The sequence below is a fragment of the bacterium genome (assembly GCA_023150945.1).
Lineage (GTDB): Bacteria > Zhuqueibacterota > Zhuqueibacteria > Zhuqueibacterales > Zhuqueibacteraceae > Coneutiohabitans.
Map to the genome: position 1 here is coordinate 714,012 of JAKLJX010000001.1, position 20,722 is coordinate 734,733.

The following is a 20,722-nucleotide window of genomic DNA, read 5'->3' on the forward strand; positions in this document are numbered from 1 at the left end:
CATGATCGTACCTCCACGGTCAAATTCAATCATGCCACCCTCACCGCAACAGCGTCATCCGCTTTGCCACCTCCACCTGGCCGGCCTTCAGGCGATAGATGTAGATTCCGCTCGGCACCTCGTGCCCGCGCAGATCTTTGCCATTCCATACGACTTCATAGCGTCCCGGCGCAACTTCGCGATCGAAGAGCACGGCCACGAGGCGGCCGAGCAGGTCGTAGATCTCGAGCACGACGCGCTGCCTCGCCGTCTCCGGCGGCACGTAGAAGACGATGCGCGTTTCGGGATTGAAAGGATTGGGATAATTCTGCAGCAACACGAAGCCCGCGGGCATGGCCGTGGCCGACGCCGGCTCCTCCGCCACTGCGGCGGGCGGCGTGCCCGGGTCCGTGAAGCTGGTGAACGGCGTGAGAATGCCGTACCGCAGGCTCAGGCGAATCACTTCCTGCTTCCATTCCTGCCATTGATTCGAGCCTTGCGGCACACCGGCCATCAACACCAGCAGCGCATCGATTTTGTATTTCGCCCACAGCCGCGGCAGAAAACGATTCGCCAGCGAGTCGGCGGTGAAATTCACGCCGTAATCATAACGCACCGGCGTCCCGGCGCCGGCGCCCTGCAGCGTCACCTGCGCCGGCCCGGCTTGACTGTAGCGCCCCAGCACCACAAGCTGTTCGCCGACATAGATGTCCGGCAACTGTAGCGGATAAATCTCGCTGGTGATGGCCGGGGTGAAAGCGAGGCGAATGTTTTGCAGCAGGGGATTGCGAATCTTGTTGTAGAACGCGCTGATGCGGCTGTTGACCTCGTCATTGCCCAAAAACTCGGCGATGCCGTTGTTGTTCGCCGCTACCTGGGTGAGCAAGGGCTGATTCACGTCCGTGCCGATGCCGAACACAAAGATGCGCACGTTGTGGGTGTTGGCGTTGACGATCGCCTGCTGGTCGAGTGAGGCAATGCCGTCAGTGATGAAGATGATGATATTGGCGGTGGTGTCGCTCATCTGCTGGCCCAGGCCCGCCAACAATGCCGACTGCAAGTCAGTGCCGCCGTTGGCCGTGATTTGATCGATGAAGCCGCGCGCCGCCACGATCTCGTTCGGCGTTGCCGGCACGGGATTCGCCCGGAATTTCGTCACCGCCGTGTTGAACTTGATCACGTTGAAGTGATCATCCGCATTCAGGTGATCGACGGTGAACAAGGCCGCCGCTTTCGCCTGCTCGATCTTTTCTCCCCACATGCTGCCGGAAACATCGATGATAAAGGTGAAGACTTTGTCGATCACCTCCTCCTGGCCGGTGGTGGGATCCGGCTCGGCCAGCATGATGAAATAGCCGTCCTCGTTTTGCGGCTGGTGACTGAGCAGGAAAACGCCCAAATCCTTCTGGCTGACTTGATAATGCACGCGAAAATCGCGGTCGGCAGCCAGATTCTCCTGTTCAAACAGCAGGGTGGCCGTGCTGTCGGTGAAGCTTGCGGCGGTTGCGCCGTGGGTGGGATTGGTCAACCCGATCAACTTGCGCGCCGAGCGCAACTGCAGCGCGAGACGAAAGGCATTCAGCGGACGCTGGGAGAACACGCGCAAATCCAGAGGATAGTCATAGATCACTTCACCGCTGCGGTACTGCAGCAGCTCGATGTAAGTCAGCTCGACCGTCAGCGCCGAGTCCGCGGGCAGTGAATCCCGGAAGGTGAAAAAAAATGGCGCCTCGCCCAGGTAATCGAGAAAGAGACGATCGGCATCGCCGCCCGGGTCGATGACGCCGCTGGTGTCCTGCGGCGAGCCGGTGATTTGCGCGGTGCGCCACTGGCCGGCGGTGCGCCAGCGAAACTGCAACACACTGGCATTCACGTCCGTCGGGAAGCCGTAGATCAGCCACACCGGCAGAGGTAGAGAATTCACAAAGGTCTGTTGCGTCACGGTGGTGGCCACTTGGTTGTCGACGTCAACCGTGACGCTGACGCGTTGCGGCGGCAAATAACTCGATGCCTGGCCTTTGACTTTCATCACGCCGCCGGCAAAGGCGGCCGGGCAGGCCAGCAGCAGTAGCAGAATGGCAGTCTTTTTCATCGCACCCTCTCCTCGAGCAAGCAGCTTGCTCGCATGTTCCAAACTTACTTCATCATCAGCAGTTTGGCGGTGAACCGCGCGTTGGGTGTTTGCAGAATGGCGTAGTAGGCGCCGGTCGCCAGCATCTCGCCGGCGTCGTTGCGGCCGTCCCAGGTGAAATGCACGATGCGATTCCCCGCCGCGTTGTTCAGGTTGAACGAACGCACCACTTGTCCCATGACGTTGTAGATCTTCAGGCTCACTTCACCGTTCTTGGCGTTTTCCGGCAGTTTCAAACGCAGCGTGGTCGCGGCATTGAAGGGATTGGGATAGGCTTGCAGCACCGAATCCGCCGGTGTTTCTTCGCGCGCCGCCACCGCGGTGGGCGGCACCAGGCGCGATTCATCCTGGCAGTCCAGGCAGACTTTCACCGTGTCATTGGGTTCGAGCGCGAGGAAGGCGGTATAGCGGGAGAGCACGCGCTCACGCACGCTGGTATCGACGATTTGCCGGATCATCTCATTCGAGGGCGAGGGCTGCGCCTCCAGCCCGGCCAGATGATTGCCGATCCAGATTTCCTCCGCAAGCGTATCCGCGGCGAAAACTTCGCCGGCCGCCGGGCTTATTTCCCGCGAAAAGGGCGTACCGCGGTAAAACCCCGAGGCCTCGATGACAAAGGGAAATTCGCCAGTGAATTTTCCCACTTGCAGAATCGGCCGGTCGAGATAGACGGCTTGGTTGGTGCCGCCGCCCAAGGCGAACCGGCCGTAGCAAAAGCCGCTGCCGAGCTTAGTGTGCAGATCGAACGCATCGATGAAACCGCTGAGCGATTGCGAGGCGGCGGCCAGCAGGGCGGAAAAAGAATTGCCGGTCTGGTTGATTCTGGTGTAGCTGCCGACGGTGCGGCGGGCGAGATTCTCGTAGAAGTACTCGTTGCCAAAGTAGTAGCGGCCGCCGTTGAAGTAGTAGCTGGTGTTGACGCCGGCAAAATCCCCAATGTGAATGGGCGTCATGGACTCGGTACTGCGCAACAGATCATCGAGCAGGGGATTGGCCACCTGGTAGTTGCCGGCTTGATCGGAGCAGGCCAGCAACAGCAGGCTGCCGTCATTGCCATGTTGCTTGACGAAATCAAGGCCATTGGCCAGCAGGGCCGGCAAATTGCTGTAGCTCGCGATGGGATTGGCGCCGGCATTGGCAAACGCCTGCGCCACACCCGCGGAATCGGCGGCGAACCAGTGCTCACCGGCGCGTCGAATCGTGGCGCGGGAAAAGATGAGATTGAAGGAATCGCTGGCCGCGAAACTCGTCTGCAGCAAGGTCTTGACGCCGGCCAGCACCTCGGCGGGCATGATGGTGCTTTTGCTGGCGTCATAGTCGAACAAGAACGCGACTTTCTTGGGTGCCTGCAGATCGAGCGCTTGCGAGGGCAGCAGCGCCAACTGGTAAATGCCCTCGCCGCCCTGCTGCCACTTACTGAGAAACACGCCGTTGCGCATCGGGGAATCGACGCCGAAATTGACCGCAATCTCGGTGGCCGCCGGCGGCAGATCGGCGCGCACATAGTCGCCGAATTCTTCGTCGTTCTTGGCGAGGAATTCGGTGGCAGAGAATTCCAGAATCCGGGGATTGACCCAGGTGGGATGCGGCCAGTAGAGCAGATTGAACACCGACAGCGGCCGCCGGGAAGTGCGCAGGAGATTCGTAGGCAAGCCCGCCGCCACGGTAGTGGGCAGCCATTGCGCCGGCATGAGGTAGGTCAGTTTGATCTTGCGGGTCTTGGTGCCGATCATGGGGTAAATGCGCAGTTCGTAGCTGTCGGCGTCATTCTTGAAGAGAATGGCGGGATCGCGCCGGCGTTTGACGATGTCTTCATAGATACCCGAGGCGGTCCAGCGATCCATGATCAACGCGCGCATGATTTGATCATCGACCCAGAGCCACAGATCGTGTATGATTGCGCCTTTGGGGAGATCGAAGAAGAACTGCACTTCCACGCTGTCGGCGGCGGTGAAACCCAGACCACGGGCCGAGAAGGTGAGATAGAGGCCGTATTCCATGTAGATGCCCTGCGGCTTGATGGAGATCACGGCCTGTTCAATCGTGCCCTGGCCGTACCGCCAGGTTTGGCGCGGATGCTGAATCTGCAAGTAGTCATAAGCTTGCGCCTGGCTGCTCCAGGTCAACAGGCCGAGCAGCAGAAGAGTTCTTTTTAAGGATTGCATATCAAACTCCGTTCTTCAAGTGTCCAGCAACTATCTCAGCAATGCCAGCTTGCGCGTTTGCACGAATTCCCCTGCCGCCATTTTGCAGAGATAAACACCGCTGGCGGCTGGTTCGCCGGTGTCGGATTTGCCGTCCCAACTCACGGCATATAGGCCGGCCGAGTGATGGCCCTGCCGCAAAGTTCTCAGCAGCCGGCCGTCAATGGCGTGGACCTGCAAGACGACACTGGCATTCTGGTTCAGCGAGTATTGGATCACGGTCGTGGGGTTGAAGGGATTGGGAAAATTCTGCGCCAGATAAAACGCCGCAGGCGCCTCGCCGCGTGCGGCTTGCATGTGCACGGCAACGGTGTAAGTTACGGTCAAAACCGGACGGTTGGCGATGACGGGAGTTTCCCGCGCATCGAAGCGTTTGGCGCTGGCGTTGGCTTGTTCATTTCCCAACAGCAGCCAGCCAAAGTTTTCCGACGGCGTATCCAACCAGGCTTGCACATCCGCGACCATTTCCGGCGTCGAGCCCCAGGTGTACTGGCCGAGGCCGGCCACACTCTGCGTGGCACTGGCCGTGGCGGAGAAATCGCCACCGGCATTGGCCCAGCGTTGCGTGTTGAAGAAAGTGTGAATCCACGTGGCATCGCCGCTTGCCGCCGCCGCGCCTCCGCCTTCTTCGCCGGTGGCGTTGGACATGCCCTCGCCCCAATCCGCCAAAACGCGATGCAGGCTGACTGCCTGTGCGCCGGGAAGGGTGCGCGACATGTTCAGGGTTAGTGTCACACTCTCGAGGCGGGCGCCGGCGGGGAGGTTGCCGGCGAGATCAAACGCCAGCAAGCCGCGCCGCACTTCGCCGTGGTTGTTTTTGCCGGCAAAGAAAGCGGCGCCGCTGCCGTTGCTGAATGAACCGGAGGCATTTTCGTAGAGGGTGTTGTCTTTACTGGCAGTGATTTTGACTTCGATCTGGGCGTGCAGCGAGCTGATTGAAAAGAAGCCCGGTACCAGCACGAAAAACGCGCAAAACCGGTTGCAACTGCGCATGATCACTCCTGGAGTTAGTGGATGAGTGACATCTTTTTTGTAATGGCGATATTGCCCGCCTCCAGCCGATAAACATACGTCCCGCTCGCCAGCTCGTTGTTGTGCGCATCTTTGCCATCCCACATCACTTCATAGCGTCCCGGCGCGACTTCACGATCAAACAAAACCCGCACCAGCCGGCCGGTGAGGTCGAAGATTTTGATCACAACGCGTTGTTGTCGCGCGTTTGGCGGAACGAAGAACACGATTTTGGTTTCGGGATTAAAGGGATTGGGATAATTCTGTCCCAGAGAGAACGCTTTGGGTATTTCCAACTTTTTTTCTTGCACCGCTACGCTTGACTCGTTGCGCAGAAAAAACAGTTCGCCGTTGCGATTGCCGGCAAAGAGATCAAGGCGGCCGTCCTGGTCGAAATCGCCAAACGTTGGTGCGGCATACTCTCCGAAATCAAGCTGCGCAAAAGCTTCGGCGACAAGCTGCCAGGCCGGCGCACGTACGGTCCCGATGTTTTCATAGAATTCGAGCGTGCCGTCGTCGTTGCCGAAAATCAAATCTGCCAAGCCGTCGCGCGTCAAATCTGCGAAGGTGGCCAAATAGTGGACGCTGTTTGTTATGCCCTGCATGAAGCCCGGTTGTTCCCGCCAAGCCAGCACCGAATCCGTTGTGATATTTTCATAGAAGACAAACTGCCTTCCTCTTTTCATGAACAAATCATCATCACCATCGTTATCGAGGTCGATCAATTGCGGCGCCCAGAAGCGCTGCGGCGACAAATCGAAGGGCGCGAAGATCAGGCTGTCCGCAATCCAGTTGGGTTGGGCTGGCGAACCGTCGTTACGAAAATAGATCACGCGGCTGCCAGTGACGGTATCGCGTACGCTCACCTTGTAATAGGAGAAGAGAAAGTCGCGGTCGCCATCGCGATCAAAGTCGCTGAAATTGAAATGAAAATGATTGGCGAAATTGTAGAGCCTGAGCGGATAGGGATTCTCGAACCAATTATTTTGTGAAGCGCCAATTTCGAACCTGCCGCCCTGGTTGGCAAAAGAAATCACGCGGCCTTCATGATACCTGTTGAATACGAAATCATACTCGAAGTCTTCGCTGACAATCAAATCCAGCGCACCGTCATATTCGTGGTCAAACAGAACTGGAATGGCTTGGGATTCCGCCGAAACCGGACCGATCAGTTCGATTCGGTCGAAATCAAGATGCAATGAGTCCGCGCTTCCAAAGTTTTTGATGAAGGCAAACCGTCGCTGTAACTCACGCGTCAAAAGATCGTAGTCGCCGTCGCCATCAAAATCCACCACTTGATAGCCTGGCCTCCCGTAGCTGGGGTAATATCCACACCAGGTATGAGACAGCGACTGCTCATTCCAGACCGGTGTGTCAAGCGTGCCGAGGTTCCGAAATAGCAGCAGACGATTGCAACCGGCGGGATCAACAGGAACAGGTGTTGCACAAAACATATCGAAATCACCATCACGATCAACATCACAATACTGAGGGTTGAAGATAAAACCCATGCCTCCATAGGCAATTTTGCTGCTATCGCTCATCCACTGCGGGCGCCGCCCTCCGGTTATATTCTGATAAAACTGAGCCAGGGCGCCGGGATAGAGATCGCCCGCCACGTCCCAATCGCCGTCATTGTCGTGATCCACGAATGACAGATTGAAGCCCAGCTCCAAACCGGTGAGAACGCTGTCATCTTGGACCCAAACGGGCGTTTGGTTGTTGCCGGTGTTCCACCAAAAGCGCCTGCCATCAGAAGCCAGGTCAAAATCACCATCGAAATCGAAATCCACCAACTCGAAGGCGAGTGGTAAATGAGAATCTGCGTTCAAGATCGGGAAAGAGATCTCGTGTTTTTCCCAATAGACTTCGTGCTGGGACGTGCTTGCGAGATAAAGCTGGAGCGTGTCATAGTTGTTGATAACAAAGTCCAACGATCCGTCTCCGTCCCAATCCCGCACATTGAATTGCGCCGTTTGGTTTCTGAGGGCTAGGCCGCTGGGATTGAGCACGCGCTGCTGAGGCGTCCATTGCCAGGTTGCACTTTGTGCGTGAAGCTCACCTGCCGCAAAGCAAGAAATGAGTGCGGCTATGAAAAGTACGAGATGCTTCATTTCACCATTGTCTTCAATAGGATATTCTGGGATTCAGGTTTCACACCTTTCATCGCAACAATGTCATACGCTTCACAATCACTCTATCACCCGCCTCCAATCGATAAACATACATCCCGCTCGCCAGCTCGTTGTTGTGCGCATCCCGGCCATCCCAAATTACTTCGTAGCGCCCGGGCGCGATTTCACGATCAAATAAAACCCGCACCAACCGGCCGGTGAGGTCGAAGATCTTGATGACAACGCGCTGTTGCAGTGAGCTTGGCGGCACGAAAAATACAATCCTGGTTTCGGGATTGAAGGGATTGGGATAATTCTGCACGAGCTGAGTCATGTGTGGCGGGCTTGGTACGTTTTTCTCGCTGACCGTGCCGACATAGCTTCGGATAAAAGGCAAACCATAAATTGACCAACGGCCGTTTTCAAACCTTTCCCACGTCAGCCAATAGTAAGCTGGATCGTAATGCACACTTTGGGAGAGCACGGGATTTTGGTCAGGAATGGAATCGCTGGGCAAATTTTCACAAGGAAGATACAGATAGTTTGAAACGAGGTTGGCGAACCCAGCACGATTCGTTTGCCAAGCAACCACGGCATAAAACACGTCGCCTTCAGAAATGAATTGTGCGGTGGGAGCGCAATCGGTGCTGTCGTCCTGAGAAATGTTCTGGCCTTCGATGACGGCCGGATCAGGCGTAATGGAAAAATATCCCGAATAGATTTCTTGATTGCCATCGACATTGGTTTGCCAGACAATCTGACCATCGCCATAGTAGGCACTATCAAAAGGGATAGGGTAAATTCCTGCGTATCCAATTTGAGGGTCACGATCCTCTGCCGGTTGAGTTGTTAATCGTATCGGCGCAGTGGCCCAGGCATTAGAATCGGGCATGTACCAACTGCAATAGATGTCCCAATTATCCTGAACTAATCCTTCCCAAACCATCACCGGAAATTTGCCGCTCGACATTCCAATTTGGGGGGACTTGGCACTATCCAAAGCGCCGGGAACATCTTGTGGAAGCCCCCATTTCTGGCCATCGAAATAGCCCCACATAAGCTTCGCCCCGCACTCCCAGACCACCAATGCTGTGCGATCCCAACCCCCGTTTTCTTGATCACGATATTGTGCAAACAGTACCGGTTTGCGATCGTCAGTTGTATCGGAGGCAATAGCCGCCGACTCGCTCCAAGCGGTGCCATCATACAGGCTGAAAAGTATATCAAAATTGCCGCGTTCATTGGATTCCCACACCACCAGAATCGAATCGCCAAGATTCTCAATGTCGGGATATTGATTGATGCTGCTTCCCGAAGTGATGGCGATTGGTGTTCCCCATTGCTGTTGCGGCCCCACGTATTTTCTGACATAAACATGACGCTCGAGGGTGGTTCCAGCATCCCAGGCAAGCCACAATTCACGCGTGTCATGGGGATCGGGATAGGTGTTCGCGCGCGTGAAGTCTGGATGCAGATTATCTCCGGGCAACTGGCCCAAAGGAATCAGGGAGCCCGCGGCCGTGAATTGCGCGTGCAAGGAGATTGCCGGCGCTATGCCAATGGCGGCAAGTACAAACGTTGTGATTGAATTCTTGATATGCATGTTTGTTTCAGATGATCTAACATGGTTCAAGCCACTTGACCTTATCGCATCAAAGTCATTTTCCTCGCAATCACCCTACTACCCGCCTCCAATCGATAAACATACGTCCCGCTCGCCAGCTCGTTGTTGTGCGCATCTTTGCCATCCCACATCACTTCATAGCGTCCCGGCGCGACTTCGCGGTCAAACAATATCCTCACCAGCCGGCCGGTGATATCGAAAATCTTGATCACAACGCGCTGTTGCTGCGCGCTTGGGGGAACGAAAAATACAATCTTGGTTTCGGGATTGAAGGGATTGGGATAATTCTGTTCCAGCACGAACGTCTTGGGCAAAAGCTGGGGATCATTATCCTCAACCGAAGTCGGGTTGGGATCGACATACAGCGCGGTATACTTCGTCAAAATGCTGTAGCGAATGCTCAAGTCAATCACGGCATCGACCAATTCCTTCAACTCGCCGTAGATCGCGATTTGTTCGAGCAGATGATCGATCTTGCTCCTGGCCCACAACCGCGCCACGGCACGATTGCCGCCGCTGATTTGCCCAAAAGTCACCAAACTCGTCAGCTCGAAATTCTGCTGCTGCGCCGTGCCGCTGAGCGTCACGGGAAACGCACCGCTGTTGGTGTAGCGCCCGAACTGCAAAACCTGATTGCCAAAAAACAAATCCGAGAGCACCAGCGGATAACGATCGTAGGTCTGCAAGCCGCCAAGATCAAGAACAAGATTCGACAACACCGGTTTGGAAATGCGATTGACATGATTGGCCACCACCAGCGCGATGCTGTCCGTCGCCGTGATGTAGGTGGGATATCCGCCGTTCGCGCGCGCCAGCGCAATCAACAACGGCTTGCTCACGTCTTCACCGATGCCGAAGGGAAAGATGCGCACATTGTGCTGGTTGCGCGCCGCGGCGCTGTCCACAATGGCGTTGACGTTCAGCTCGCCCCAGGTGGGATAGCCATCGGTGAGGAAGATCAGGTTGTTGGAAGTGGCCTCCCGGAAGGATTGCTGCAACGAGGCTTGCAGCGCGCCGTCAATGTTGGTCAAGCCCAGCGCGCTCAGGCCGTTGACGAACGCACGCGCGGCCGCAATCGCAGCGGCCTCGGCCGGAACTAAATCCGGACGGTATTTCACCACATTGGTGCCAAAGGTGACAAGATTGAAACGATCCGCGGGATTGAGATGATCCAGAAAACTATTGAGCGCGGACTTCAATTCCACCAAACGTTCGCCTTCCATGCTCGAGGACACATCTGCCGTGAACACGAGGTCGCGCGCCAGCGTTTCCCCGGCCTCGATCGTGTCCGGCGGCGTGATCCACAGCGCGTAGAAACTGTCCACGCCGAACGAGTCCGTGGCTACCGGCGTGTAGGTGATGACGTTCATGTCAACCGACTCGCGCTTGGTTTCGAAGCGCAGCAGAAAGTCGCGATCCGGCGTGAAATTCTCATCGCCGAAAATGACTTCATATCGGCTCGGAGTAACTTGCGTGATCTGCGTGCCGGTGGAGTTGGCGTGGCTGGGCGAGGTGAAGGACTTGAACTCTTTGGCCGTGGCCGCGGCAATATTCAGCGTGACGCGCTGCAGCGGCCGCGGCGAGAGGCCGGTGGTGCGCAGGAAAAAGCGGTAATCGACGTTGCCGAATTCATAGGCCAGCAGCTCAGCATAAGTGATTTCAAAACGAACATCGGTTTTGGGATTGATGGGCGCGATGTTCAGCTTGAAGAGATTGTCGCCGAGATACTGCAACAGTGCCGGATCAATGAGCTGGCGAATGCGCTGGTCATAAGCTTGTTGCGCGGCTTGGCGCTCGCGGACGGAGGCGACGAAACGCTTGCCGTTGAGCCAGTAGACCAACTCGGTGATCACCGCGCCTTCGGGCAGAGGAAAAATGTAGGTGGCCTCGACGATGTCGTTGGTTTCGTTGAAGCAAATTTGGTCGACGTGGGTCACCGCGATTTGATCCTGGATCATCACGCTGGCATCATAGGTTTTGATCCAGATGGTTTGATAGGTTTGGTTGCTGCGCAGCGGGCGCACGAACAGCGCGCCGGTGGCAAACGCGGATTGCTGCGCGAGCATGGCCCAAAAAATGGCGGCAAGAATGATTCTCATGAGCCGGCGCATGATGAACCTCCTCGAGTTGAACGGTCGATTTGGGAAGGTGACCACAAGGTGGAGCGTGGGGGCGCGATGGATATCGCGGGCTCGGGTGATAAAAAGCGGGGCCGGTCGTACCGCGGGCCTCAATCATGCGCAATCTGATTGAGACGCGCCGGTCGGAATGGCGCCTCTACGAGGCATTGCTCTCGCCATTCAGGATGTGTTGCGCCCGTGTGGGCAAGCCTCCCTTTCGCGAGTGAGGGCAGCATCACGATCCGGCCCTTCGCTTCCACTGGGCTAGCCAGTGTGGGTCAATGAAGGTTACGCCATTTACTATGTCAATTTGTATGCCGCGCTGTTTTGATCGTTATAAGGTTTTGAAAATATGACGATTGTATCATAGAAACGCTGGGGAATGTGAAATTTATCGTGCAAGACTTGCACAAAGTAAATCGAAAAAGTGCAAGCCCTGCACGAAGCGTGCGAGGAGTGCAAGGCGCAAGACCTTGAGTTTTGGATTTTGCCTTGCGCTTTCCCATTCTGAGCATGCGTGCGTGGCGGCATTTTCTCAAGCAAGCCAGCCCGGCTTGGAGGCAAAATTCAACGCCGAATTTTGGTAAAGAAATCAAGCGGGCGGCTCATTGCAGCCGCATGAGTCCGATGGTGGTTGAGTGCGCTTCACTGTTCCGCGGGACTCGGCAGTCGGTCTGCAAACCTACACGCCGATTTTTGCAGAATCATTATCTTCCGGCAGAACAGCCCGCAGCAGTTTGAACAAACTGCGCCAAGGGTGCCAGCCTGAGCATGCTGTTATTTTTTGGAGGAGGTAGCGGTCGCAACGTTGCCTTCTCCTTTTTGAATGCCTGCAGACCTCCTTGTCAATTACAAAGTCTGCTTTCTCGGTAGCAGAACAAAGGTCGGCTCAGTAAATTTCCGCAAGCGAGGTCGAATATATTTTCCGGAGCTGCTTGTCCTTCAAGCCGATGGAAGAATCTTCCAAAGCTGGGAAAGGCCTGTGAAATTCTCTTGACTTTGGGAACCATTTTTTCTCTAATAGTAGCGCATTGGGCATTCCCTGATGCCAGGGTGAACTGCACGAGGCTCGCTGTGCACCTCGCTGCTTGATTGATGATCTGCGAAACCATTTCGCATTACAGAATTCTCGAGAAACTGGGCCAGGGTGGCATGGGTGTCGTTCTGTACGAAATGCGCACCGGCCAATTGCGCTTCCGAGGCGGGAAGGGGCCGGCGGTCGTGTATGCGATTCTCACCAAAGAACCGAGGCCGGCCGCAGGGCAAAGCACGCGACCACCTCACAGCGCGGCAAGCAAAGAAACTGCGCTCTGCCACGATTCGCGGCTGGCGGCGATAAAGGAAGACAATAAATGATCAGGAAGTGCTTGCGAGCCTTTCGGTCACTGCGTGGATTGTTTGCCCAAACTCGAAAGAGTTGGCAACTTTCAGAATCGGCACGAAACCCGCATAAATGCAGGTCGAAATTGCCTGCTTAGCGCAAGCCTACACTTTTTCTACAGCGCCGCAAGTCTGAAGAAACCAAACCAAGCTCGGAGGCACCTATGCCAGTAACCATTCAATTCAAGCTGAACGGCAAGCCCATGCGGCTGCAGGTCGACGGCAACCGGCCGCTTCTCTGGGTTTTGCGCACGGACTTTGGCCTCACCGGCGCCAAATACGGCTGCGGCGAAGGTCTGTGCGGCGCCTGCACTGTCATGGTGGGCAACGAAGCGGCACGATCCTGCCAATTACGAATGCAAGACGTGGCCGGAAAGGAAGTCATGACGATCGAAGGCTTGGCGCAAGACGGTAAACTGCATCCGTTGCAGAAAGCTTTCATGGCGCATGATGCGCTGCAATGCGGTTACTGCACCTCGGGAATGATTCTCAATGCTTACGGCCTGCTGTTGAAGAATCCCCGGCCCAGTGCCGCGGAAATCATTGCCGGAATGGATGACAATCTGTGCCGCTGCGGCGCGCATCAACGCATCGTACAGGCGATCCAAAGCGTCACGAAAGGAGGGGTGCGCTAATGAAAGAAAAGCAACATGACGACCTCGCGTTCGAGGCGATCGCCGACCGCTATCCCCTCAGCCGCCGTGATTTTCTCAAACGCCTGGGTGGCGGCATCATCGTGCTGTGGGCGATGCCGGCAAACCTTGTCTCCTCGCTCGCAGCGCAGGAACGCATGCAAAGAAGCTACCCGACGGATTTCAATGCTTATTTGCGCATCGGCGAGAATGGCCGCGTGACTTGTTTCTCCGGCAAGATCGAGATGGGACAAGGGATCATCACCTCCCTCGCCCAAGAACTTGCGGAAGAACTCGAAGTTTCGCTGGACGTCATCGATATGGTGATGGGCGATACCGATCTCTGCCCGTGGGATCGCGGCACGTGGGGCTCTCTGACCACCCGCTTTTTCGGGCCGGCCGTGCGCGCCGCCGGCGCCGAGGCCAAAGCGGTACTGCTGGAGCTTGCCGCGGAGCATCTCAACATTCCCCCAGATCGTTTGATCGCCAAAGACGGGGTGGTTTTGGAACAGGCCAAACCGGGCAATCGTGTGAGCTACGCGCAATTGGCGAAGGGCCGGAAGATCGCGCGCCAGTTGCCGGAAAAGGCCATCGTCAAAACTGCGGGGGATTTCAAAATCATCGGCAAACCCGTGACGCGGCGGGATGCCTTGGAAAAGGTGACGGGCAAGGCGCAGTACGCCGGCGATGTCCAATTTCCGGATCTGCTGTACGCGCGCATTTTGCGGCCGCCGGCGCATGGCGCCAAATTGATCAACGTGGACACGGCACCGGCGCAACAGATCGCCGGCGTGCAGATCATTCGCGAGGGCGATTTGGTGGCAGTGCTGCACAAATATCCCGACGTGGCGGAGAATGCGCTGCAGAAAGTCAAAGCCGAGTTTGACACGCCGCCAGCAAATGTCGATGAGCAGAACATTTTTGATCATTTACTGAAAGTCGCACCGGAGGGAGAAATTGTGGCGGAGGGCGGTAATCTGGCAACCGGGCAAAAGAGCGCCGCCGCAACGTTTGAGGCGACTTATCTGAACAGCTACGTCGCGCACGTGCCAATGGAGCCGCATACCGCAGTGGCAAAATTCGAAGGAGACAAAATCACCGTATGGGCTTCGACGCAGTCGCCGTTCGGCGCCAAAGATGAGATTGCGCAAGCGCTCGGCGTGCCAGAGGAGAAAGTGCGCGTCATCACGCCGCAGGTTGGCGGCGGCTTCGGCGGAAAATCGCGCAACCTGCAAGTCGTGGAAGCGGCGCGCTTGGCCAAACTGGCCGGCAAGCCGGTGCAGGTGGCTTGGACGCGCGCGGAGGAGTTTTTCTATGACTCGTTCCGGCCCGCGGCGATCGTAAAAATAAAATCCGGGCTCTCGGATTCCGGCAGCATCGCGTTTTGGGACTATCATGTCTATTACGCGGGCGACCGGGGCGCGCAACACTTCTATGACATTCCCCATCACCGCACGGCGGTATCTGCCGCGAGCTGGCGCGGTGTTCCCGGCTCGCATCCGTTTGCCACCGGCGCTTGGCGCGCGCCGGCAAACAACACCAACACGTTCGCGCGAGAATCGCAGATCGACATCATGGCGGCCAAAGCGGGCAGCGATCCGCTGGCGTTTCGTTTGAAGAATTTGAAGAACGAAAAAGTGCAAGGAGTTCTCAAAGCTGCCGCGGAGAAATTCGGCTGGCAGCCCGGCAAGTCACCCAGCGGCAGAGGCGTTGGTCTCGCGTGCGGCTTTGATGCGGGCACCTGGGTAGCCGTTATGGCCGAAGTTGAAGTGAACCAGGACACCGGCGGCGTGCAGGTCAAGCGCGTGGTCGCGGCGCAGGACATGGGGCTGGTGATCAACCCCGCAGGCGCCAAGATCCAGATGGAAGGCTGCGTGACCATGGGTTTGGGCTACGCGTTGACCGAAGAGCTGCACTTCAAAGGCGGTCAGATATTCGATCTCAATTTTGACACTTATCAAATCCCGCGCTTTTCCTGGCTGCCGAAAATCGAAACGGTGCTGATCGATTCGAAGGAGCCTGATCCGCAAGGCGGCGGCGAGCCGGCGATCATTTGCATGGGGGCGGTGATCGCCAATGCGATTTTTGACGCGACCGGCGCGCGATTATTCCAGCTTCCGATGACGCCCGAGCGCATCAAGAACGCCATGTCGTGATCGCAGGACGATTGCAGTGATTGCGGAAGCCGGGCCACTTTTGACTCCCGCCCGGCTTCTGCGCTGCGTGGAAACCTCCGCAGAACTCCATTTCACACCGCGCATTTCTTGATTCAAAGCAAGATAAGGAAACCACGATGTTGTGAGCCGGCCGGTGAGCAGCCGCGTGTCGCAATGCCGATTGCGCGCCGGCCGGATCGAGCGGACAAGACGCGCGCTGTTGATCAAATAGGCCGGAAGGCCACGGCCCAATGCCTGTGGTGGATTAGCCGCAACTCAAAGGAAGTCGCCAACAGTTGGAAATGCGCCCAGCAGATGAAGAAGCTCCTTATCAGTTGGGTTGCTTTTATCTGCTGGAAGAAAGCATTGCTTTTGAAGCAACGAGTTCACTTCAAAGAGGCTGCGCCAGGTTTCAGACAAGCTTAAACCTGAAGCCCGCGGGCAGCATTAAGCCCGATTCGTGCACTGTTGCCTCGCACTACGGACCTACCACTGTCATCCAGTAAGCATCTTGTGAAGATTTGGGCACACTGCCGTGTCATTCACCTCAAAAGCTCGCCGCCGCGACGCTGCGAACGCAGAGAAAGGCTTTTTGACGTAGCAACTCTGCGCGCCCCGCGACTCCGCGCTGCAAATGTTTGCTTTGTGGTCAAGAATCTTTCAGAGCGCTATTCTGACTTTGAGCGCCTCACGGCCAACGCTGATTTGCAGACAAGCTGCAAGTCAAAGCTTCTGTGAAGCAGCAAATAACTGTTTGACGAAACTCGGTCGGTGTCTGCGGTGATTGTCGGCGATGGAGCTTTTCCGCCGAAATGCGCCGAGGTCACCGAGCATCGCCGAAAAAGCCTTGGCAGGATGATTCATCGACAGAATAATTTCAAATCGTTCTGCCGATAGACTACTCTGCCATCCACCTTCAGAATTTTCTCCTGTGCTTGAAAAACCAATCGCCCCCAAAGTGCACGACCTGCACGAAGACAAGAGACCGAAGGGCGGTCTCATGGAAGTGCCTCGCACTTGATTTGGCAGGAGCCCGGCAATTTTCGAATCAGCAGCAGCAGGAGCGCCGTCCCTCGTTGCCAGCCAAGTGCGCCCGTGTTGCGGGACGAAGCCGGCGAGCTATTGTGAAATTCAAGCAGCGTGGGAAAGATTCTGCTTGACAAATGCAGAATAGTTTGCTATTCTATCATTAAATCGCTTTAATGAATTCCACTCCTGGTAGACATCAATCAAAGATAAGCATATAAGAATCAAGATAATTTTCCGTGTCCTGAGCGAAAAATCATAAAAACGATTTAGCTATGAGACTCGGCGCCACCATAAAAGATGTTGCCCAGAAGGCCAAAGTCTCCGAGGCTACGGTTTCCCTGGTCCTGAACAACAAGGCCAACGTCCGCGAGGAAACCCGCCAGCGTGTGCTCAAGGCCATTCAGCAACTCAACTATCATCCCCGCCACATGGCGCGCGGCCTGGCCTCCCGCAAGAGCGGCAACTTCGGCTTCATCCTCACCGACGATCACTTCTCCCGCGCAGAACCCTTCTATACCAAAATCTTTCTCGGCATCGAGTTCGAAGCCCGCAAATACAACTACTATATCCTGCTCACCACCGTGCCCCGCACGTTTCATCCCGACACCGACCTGCCGCGTTTCCTGCGCGAACGCAACGTCGACGGCGTGCTGCTGGCCGGCCATATTCCCCAGGCCTTGTGCGAGCACCTGCTCACCCTCAAGATGCCGCATGTGTTCATCGATTTTTCGCCGCGCCACAAACAGGGCAACGTGGTGATGATGGACAACCTCCTGGGCGCCACGCTGGCCGTGCGCCATTTGATTGATTTGGGACATCGCCACATCGCGTTCATCGGCGGTGACATCACCCATCCCAGCATTGCCGCACGCCTGGAAGGTTACAAACAAGCCCTCACCGAAGCCGGGCTTCCGATTGCGGAGGATTTGATCGAAGGCGTGGAAAGCTACACCGCCTCTGCTGACGGCTTCCGCGCGGCTGCGGCGCTGGCCGGCCGCGCTGCGACCTTCACCGCCATCTTTGCCGCCAATGATGCCATGGCCATTGGCGCCATGCAGTATCTGCGGGATCATGGCCGCGTGCTTCCCGTGGAAGTGTCGGTGGTGGGGTTTGATGATATCGAAGCGGGCATGCACACGCAGCCGCAACTCACCACCATCCGCGTGGATAAGGAAGAACTCGGCGCCGTGGCGTTGCGCCGGCTGGTGGAAATGATCGAAACCAAAAAGGAACTGCCGGGCAAAGTCTTCACGCCCGTCGAGTTGATCGTGCGGCAATCCACTGCTCCGCCGCCTGCATAAGTGTGTTCCGGCAACGGCTGGGCCGTTGCATTGAAAACCCAGAGTCTCACCGAACTCAAAGTTTCGGAGACCTCGGCTCAGCCGAGGTGGGAGCATCTCAGGCCTCTTGACAAAAGTGTTCCGGCGACGGCTGGGCCGTTGCCATCAAAAACCTCAGAGTCTCCCGGAACTCAAAGTTCTGGAGACCTTCGCTCAGTCGAAGTTGGTGCATCTTCGGACCGATGCGAATTCACTTGATTCCGGCGCCGGCAGGCGCGCGGGAGCAAGCGAGTGCGCGAGGCGAATCAAAAGAATCACGGCCACGCCTCCAGGATGAGCCCAGGCCCCTGGCGTTGTGCAACAGGATCGCAACTCCGTTTTTGCTTGATCGTTCAGATGCCGCTGCGCTACGGGAGTTGATCCAATGCAATCGCGATCTGCAGTTTTGTTGATCGGTTTGATCACCGCTTTGGCCGGCGCCGGGCAGAGCCACATTCGGCCCGACTCGACGATTGCGGTTGTGTTTGAGCGCGGCTATGGCACCATCGAAGCCGGCGGGCCTTATGCCGGCTTCGAGAGCCACCACAGCCGGCCGCTGCCCTCGCGCCTCAGTTTCTACGCGCCGGTGGCCAACAGCCTGGATTTGAGCACCGACTACTGGCGTCGCGACGAATCGCAAATTCTCCATCTTGGTCTGCAAATCGACGCAGGCCCGCGCGAGCCGATCGGTTGGGAACCCTGGCCTTACCGCTTGACCCCCGCAGCAGCACAATTCTCCCAACAAATCGCCCACACCCACTTCACCCTTTCCTATTCTTTCTTTCAAAACAGTCCCGGCCTGTTGATGCGCCTGGTGGCCGGCAATCGCGACGCGCAACCGCACGCCTACCGGCTGTACACGCATTGGGAAATGACGCTGCGCACGTGCCAGAGTTATGCCGTCAAGGATCGCGCGCACACTTGGTTTGATCCCCATACGCAGACCATCTTTGCTGCTTTTGATGATCCGGAAACCGCCAAAGCGACGCTGTTGGTCGGTAATGGCGCTTCGCCGCCGCGTCAATGGCTGGCCAACAGCGCTGCGCTTTGGCAAAACGAAAAACTCAAATGGATCACTGCCGGCGATGAAATTGACTGGCAACAAGGCCGGCCCGACGGCGGCGCGCATCGTCCCGCTGCTGCTTTTGTTTATGAGAAAACTCTGGCTCCCGGCGACTCGCTGGTGATTGTTCATTTTCTGGCTGCAACCACAAGATCAGAAGCCGCCGCGCTGGCAAACCACTTGGCAACGAATTATCAGCATGAAGCTGCCGCCTACGCGGAACAGGTCGCAACGGCGGCACAAGGCGCGCCGGTGTTTCGCACCGGCAATGGTGAACTCGATCATTCGGCGCAATGGGCCAAAGCGCTGCTTGCCGCCAATCGCCATTTTCTCGATGGTGAAATCGTGCCCATGCCGTGTCCGGCGCAATACAATTTCTATTTCACCCACGATGCGCTCATGACGGATCTCGCTGCCGCCAATTTCGACGCCCGGCGCGTGCGCAACGATCTGCTCTATCTCGCCAACAAAGCCAGCGCGGAAAATATCATTCCCCACGCCTATTATTGGAAAGATGACGGCTTCAAAACCGAGTTTGCCGGCAAAGACAATTGGAACCATTTCTGGTTCATTCTGGTGGCGGCCAGCTACCTGCGCCACACCGGCGACCTCGCGGTGCTGCAGCGTTTGCAGCCGCTGTTGGAAAAGAGCCTGACTTTCACGCTGAGCCATCTCGGTGAAGACGGCCTGCTCTGGGCCGCCTCGCCGGATTGGTGGGATATTGGCAATGTGCCGGGCCCGCGTGCCTACATCACTGTACTGGCGATTCGCGCTTTACAGGAATTCGTTTTCCTCGGCAGCAAGTTGAACGAGGCACCCGAAAAACTGCAGGGCTATGTGGCGCAAGCCCAGTCGTTGCGCGCCGCGCTCGCGCACAAATTGTGGGACGAGCAACTCGGCTACTTGATCAATTTCAACAACGGCTCCAGCAAAGACGAGCACCTCTATGCCGGCTCTCTGTTGGCGGTGGTGTTTGATGCGCTTGCCGGTGACCAGCAGCGCCGGCTGGTGGCCACGGCGCAGCAGCGCCTTTACGATCCGCAGCTCGGCGTGCGCATGGTCGATCCGGCGGATTTCCATCTGCTTGAAAAAGAGTTCAAATTGGTGAATCATGAGCAGGGGAAAAACAAAGGCGAATATATCAACGGTGGCGTGTGGCCGCACGGCACGGCGTGGTATGCGCTGGCCTTGCAGCAAATCGGAGAAAACGAGGCTGCACTCGAGGTGGTGCGCAGCAACATGACGATTGCCGGTATTGCGGCCAGTCCGCAAGGCCAACCCGCGATGTATGAATATCGCTACAGCGATCCGGTTGCCGCGAATTACGGCCGCATCGACAAACCCAGTTTTCTCTGGGCCGGCGGCTGGTACCTGTTCGCGCTGTATCGCTTGTTGGGCGCCGCCGAAAGCCCGTGGAATTTGCATTTGCGCACCGATTTGCCCGGCCAAACGCCGGTGCCGAGCTTCGATTGGTTGGTAAATGGCAAAATTGCGAAAGTGGTCTACGCCGGACTTGGCCAATTCGCCACCTCGATCACTTATGATGGCATGCCTTTCCCCTCGCTGGTGATTCCTGAACAACGCGCGCCAGTCGAAATTCGAGTCACGCGCGGCGCGATTGCCCAGCCCTATCTCGAGAATTTGACGGCAACGCTCGCCGACGCGCACTGGCAGGAACAGCAAAAATCTTTGCGCTGGCAATCCCGTGCATTTGCCGGGCATTCGGTCAGCGCCACGATCCGCAGTGCCCAAGCGCCGCAAAGAATTTGGGTCGATCAGAGAATTCTGCCGGCTGCGGCGTGGTCGGTGCAGCAGGAAGAAAGAAAATCTTATCACACTGTAGTCAATTATTCTCATGTTTCGCGTGAGTGTGAAGTGCTTGTAGAGTTTGAAAACAAATGAAATTTGTAAACAAAGGTTTGTAGTGATGCCTTCAGGCGTCCACCTTTTGCCGGAAGCA

11 protein-coding genes are annotated in these 20,722 nt (G+C 56.7%); 4 read left to right on the forward strand and 7 right to left on the reverse strand.

The window, feature by feature from the left end; genetic code table 11:
• Positions 1–40: 40 nt before the first annotated feature.
• The 6 genes from L6R21_02710 to L6R21_02735 form a co-directional block, all read right to left on the reverse strand.
• A complete protein-coding gene (locus tag L6R21_02710) occupies positions 41–2,071 on the reverse strand; it encodes a VWA domain-containing protein (protein ID MCK6558086.1) in 2,031 nt (676 codons plus the stop codon).
• A 44-nt stretch (positions 2,072–2,115) separates the two neighbouring features.
• Positions 2,116–4,275 (reverse strand): T9SS type A sorting domain-containing protein, encoded by a 2,160-nt coding sequence (locus tag L6R21_02715; GenBank protein MCK6558087.1) that lies wholly within the window; start codon positions 4,273–4,275, stop codon positions 2,116–2,118.
• Between the two features lie 30 nt (positions 4,276–4,305).
• Positions 4,306–5,307: a DNRLRE domain-containing protein gene (locus L6R21_02720; protein MCK6558088.1), complete on the reverse strand. Its 1,002-nt coding sequence runs from the start codon at positions 5,305–5,307 to the stop codon at positions 4,306–4,308.
• Positions 5,308–5,321: 14 nt separating this feature from the next.
• Positions 5,322–7,259 carry an FG-GAP-like repeat-containing protein gene (locus tag L6R21_02725; protein ID MCK6558089.1) on the reverse strand — a complete coding sequence of 646 codons (1,938 nt, stop codon included), beginning with the start codon at positions 7,257–7,259 and terminating at the stop codon, positions 5,322–5,324.
• 229 nt (positions 7,260–7,488) lie between these two features.
• Positions 7,489–9,042 carry a T9SS type A sorting domain-containing protein gene (locus L6R21_02730; protein ID MCK6558090.1) on the reverse strand — a complete coding sequence of 518 codons (1,554 nt, stop codon included), beginning with the start codon at positions 9,040–9,042 and terminating at the stop codon, positions 7,489–7,491.
• A 41-nt stretch (positions 9,043–9,083) separates the two neighbouring features.
• Positions 9,084–11,174 (reverse strand): VWA domain-containing protein, encoded by a 2,091-nt coding sequence (locus L6R21_02735; GenBank protein ID MCK6558091.1) that lies wholly within the window; start codon positions 11,172–11,174, stop codon positions 9,084–9,086.
• Between the two features lie 1,553 nt (positions 11,175–12,727).
• On the opposite strand from L6R21_02735, the gene L6R21_02740 reads away from it, so the two are divergent.
• Both L6R21_02740 and L6R21_02745 read left to right on the forward strand, forming a co-directional pair.
• The gene (locus L6R21_02740; GenBank protein ID MCK6558092.1) at positions 12,728–13,198 is read left to right on the forward strand and encodes a (2Fe-2S)-binding protein; all 471 of its coding nucleotides are present in this window, start codon (positions 12,728–12,730) and stop codon (positions 13,196–13,198) included.
• Positions 13,198–15,351 carry a molybdopterin-dependent oxidoreductase gene (locus L6R21_02745; protein ID MCK6558093.1) on the forward strand — a complete coding sequence of 718 codons (2,154 nt, stop codon included), beginning with the start codon at positions 13,198–13,200 and terminating at the stop codon, positions 15,349–15,351. Before L6R21_02740 ends, L6R21_02745 begins: the two co-directional genes overlap by 1 nt.
• A 276-nt stretch (positions 15,352–15,627) precedes the next feature.
• Here L6R21_02745 and L6R21_02750 read toward each other — a convergent pair whose 3' ends face one another.
• Complete coding sequence (locus L6R21_02750; GenBank protein ID MCK6558094.1) at positions 15,628–15,771, reverse strand: hypothetical protein; 144 nt, start codon at positions 15,769–15,771, stop codon at positions 15,628–15,630.
• Positions 15,772–16,652: 881 nt separating this feature from the next.
• Here L6R21_02750 and L6R21_02755 point away from each other — a divergent pair.
• Both L6R21_02755 and L6R21_02760 read left to right on the forward strand, forming a co-directional pair.
• Entirely contained in the window at positions 16,653–17,681 is a 1,029-nt protein-coding gene (locus tag L6R21_02755; protein MCK6558095.1) for a LacI family transcriptional regulator, read from the forward strand.
• A 403-nt stretch (positions 17,682–18,084) separates the two neighbouring features.
• Positions 18,085–20,664, forward strand: coding sequence for a hypothetical protein (locus L6R21_02760; GenBank protein ID MCK6558096.1), 2,580 nt, complete (start codon positions 18,085–18,087; stop codon positions 20,662–20,664).
• Positions 20,665–20,722 lie beyond the last annotated feature (58 nt).

What these genes read in the sequence shown, in the direction of transcription:
- L6R21_02710 (MCK6558086.1), bottom strand. Translation starts at nt 2,071, where the DNA reads ATGAAAAAGACTGCCATTCTGCTACTGCTGCTGGCCTGCCCGGCCGCC.
- L6R21_02715 (MCK6558087.1), bottom strand. Translation starts at nt 4,275, where the DNA reads ATGCAATCCTTAAAAAGAACTCTTCTGCTGCTCGGCCTGTTGACCTGG.
- L6R21_02720 (MCK6558088.1), bottom strand. Translation starts at nt 5,307, where the DNA reads ATGCGCAGTTGCAACCGGTTTTGCGCGTTTTTCGTGCTGGTACCGGGC.
- L6R21_02730 (MCK6558090.1), bottom strand. Translation starts at nt 9,042, where the DNA reads ATGCATATCAAGAATTCAATCACAACGTTTGTACTTGCCGCCATTGGC.
- L6R21_02735 (MCK6558091.1), bottom strand. Translation starts at nt 11,174, where the DNA reads ATGCGCCGGCTCATGAGAATCATTCTTGCCGCCATTTTTTGGGCCATG.
- L6R21_02740 (MCK6558092.1), top strand. Translation starts at nt 12,728, where the DNA reads ATGCCAGTAACCATTCAATTCAAGCTGAACGGCAAGCCCATGCGGCTG.
- L6R21_02745 (MCK6558093.1), top strand. Translation starts at nt 13,198, where the DNA reads ATGAAAGAAAAGCAACATGACGACCTCGCGTTCGAGGCGATCGCCGAC.
- L6R21_02755 (MCK6558095.1), top strand. Translation starts at nt 16,653, where the DNA reads ATGAGACTCGGCGCCACCATAAAAGATGTTGCCCAGAAGGCCAAAGTC.
- L6R21_02760 (MCK6558096.1), top strand. Translation starts at nt 18,085, where the DNA reads ATGCAATCGCGATCTGCAGTTTTGTTGATCGGTTTGATCACCGCTTTG.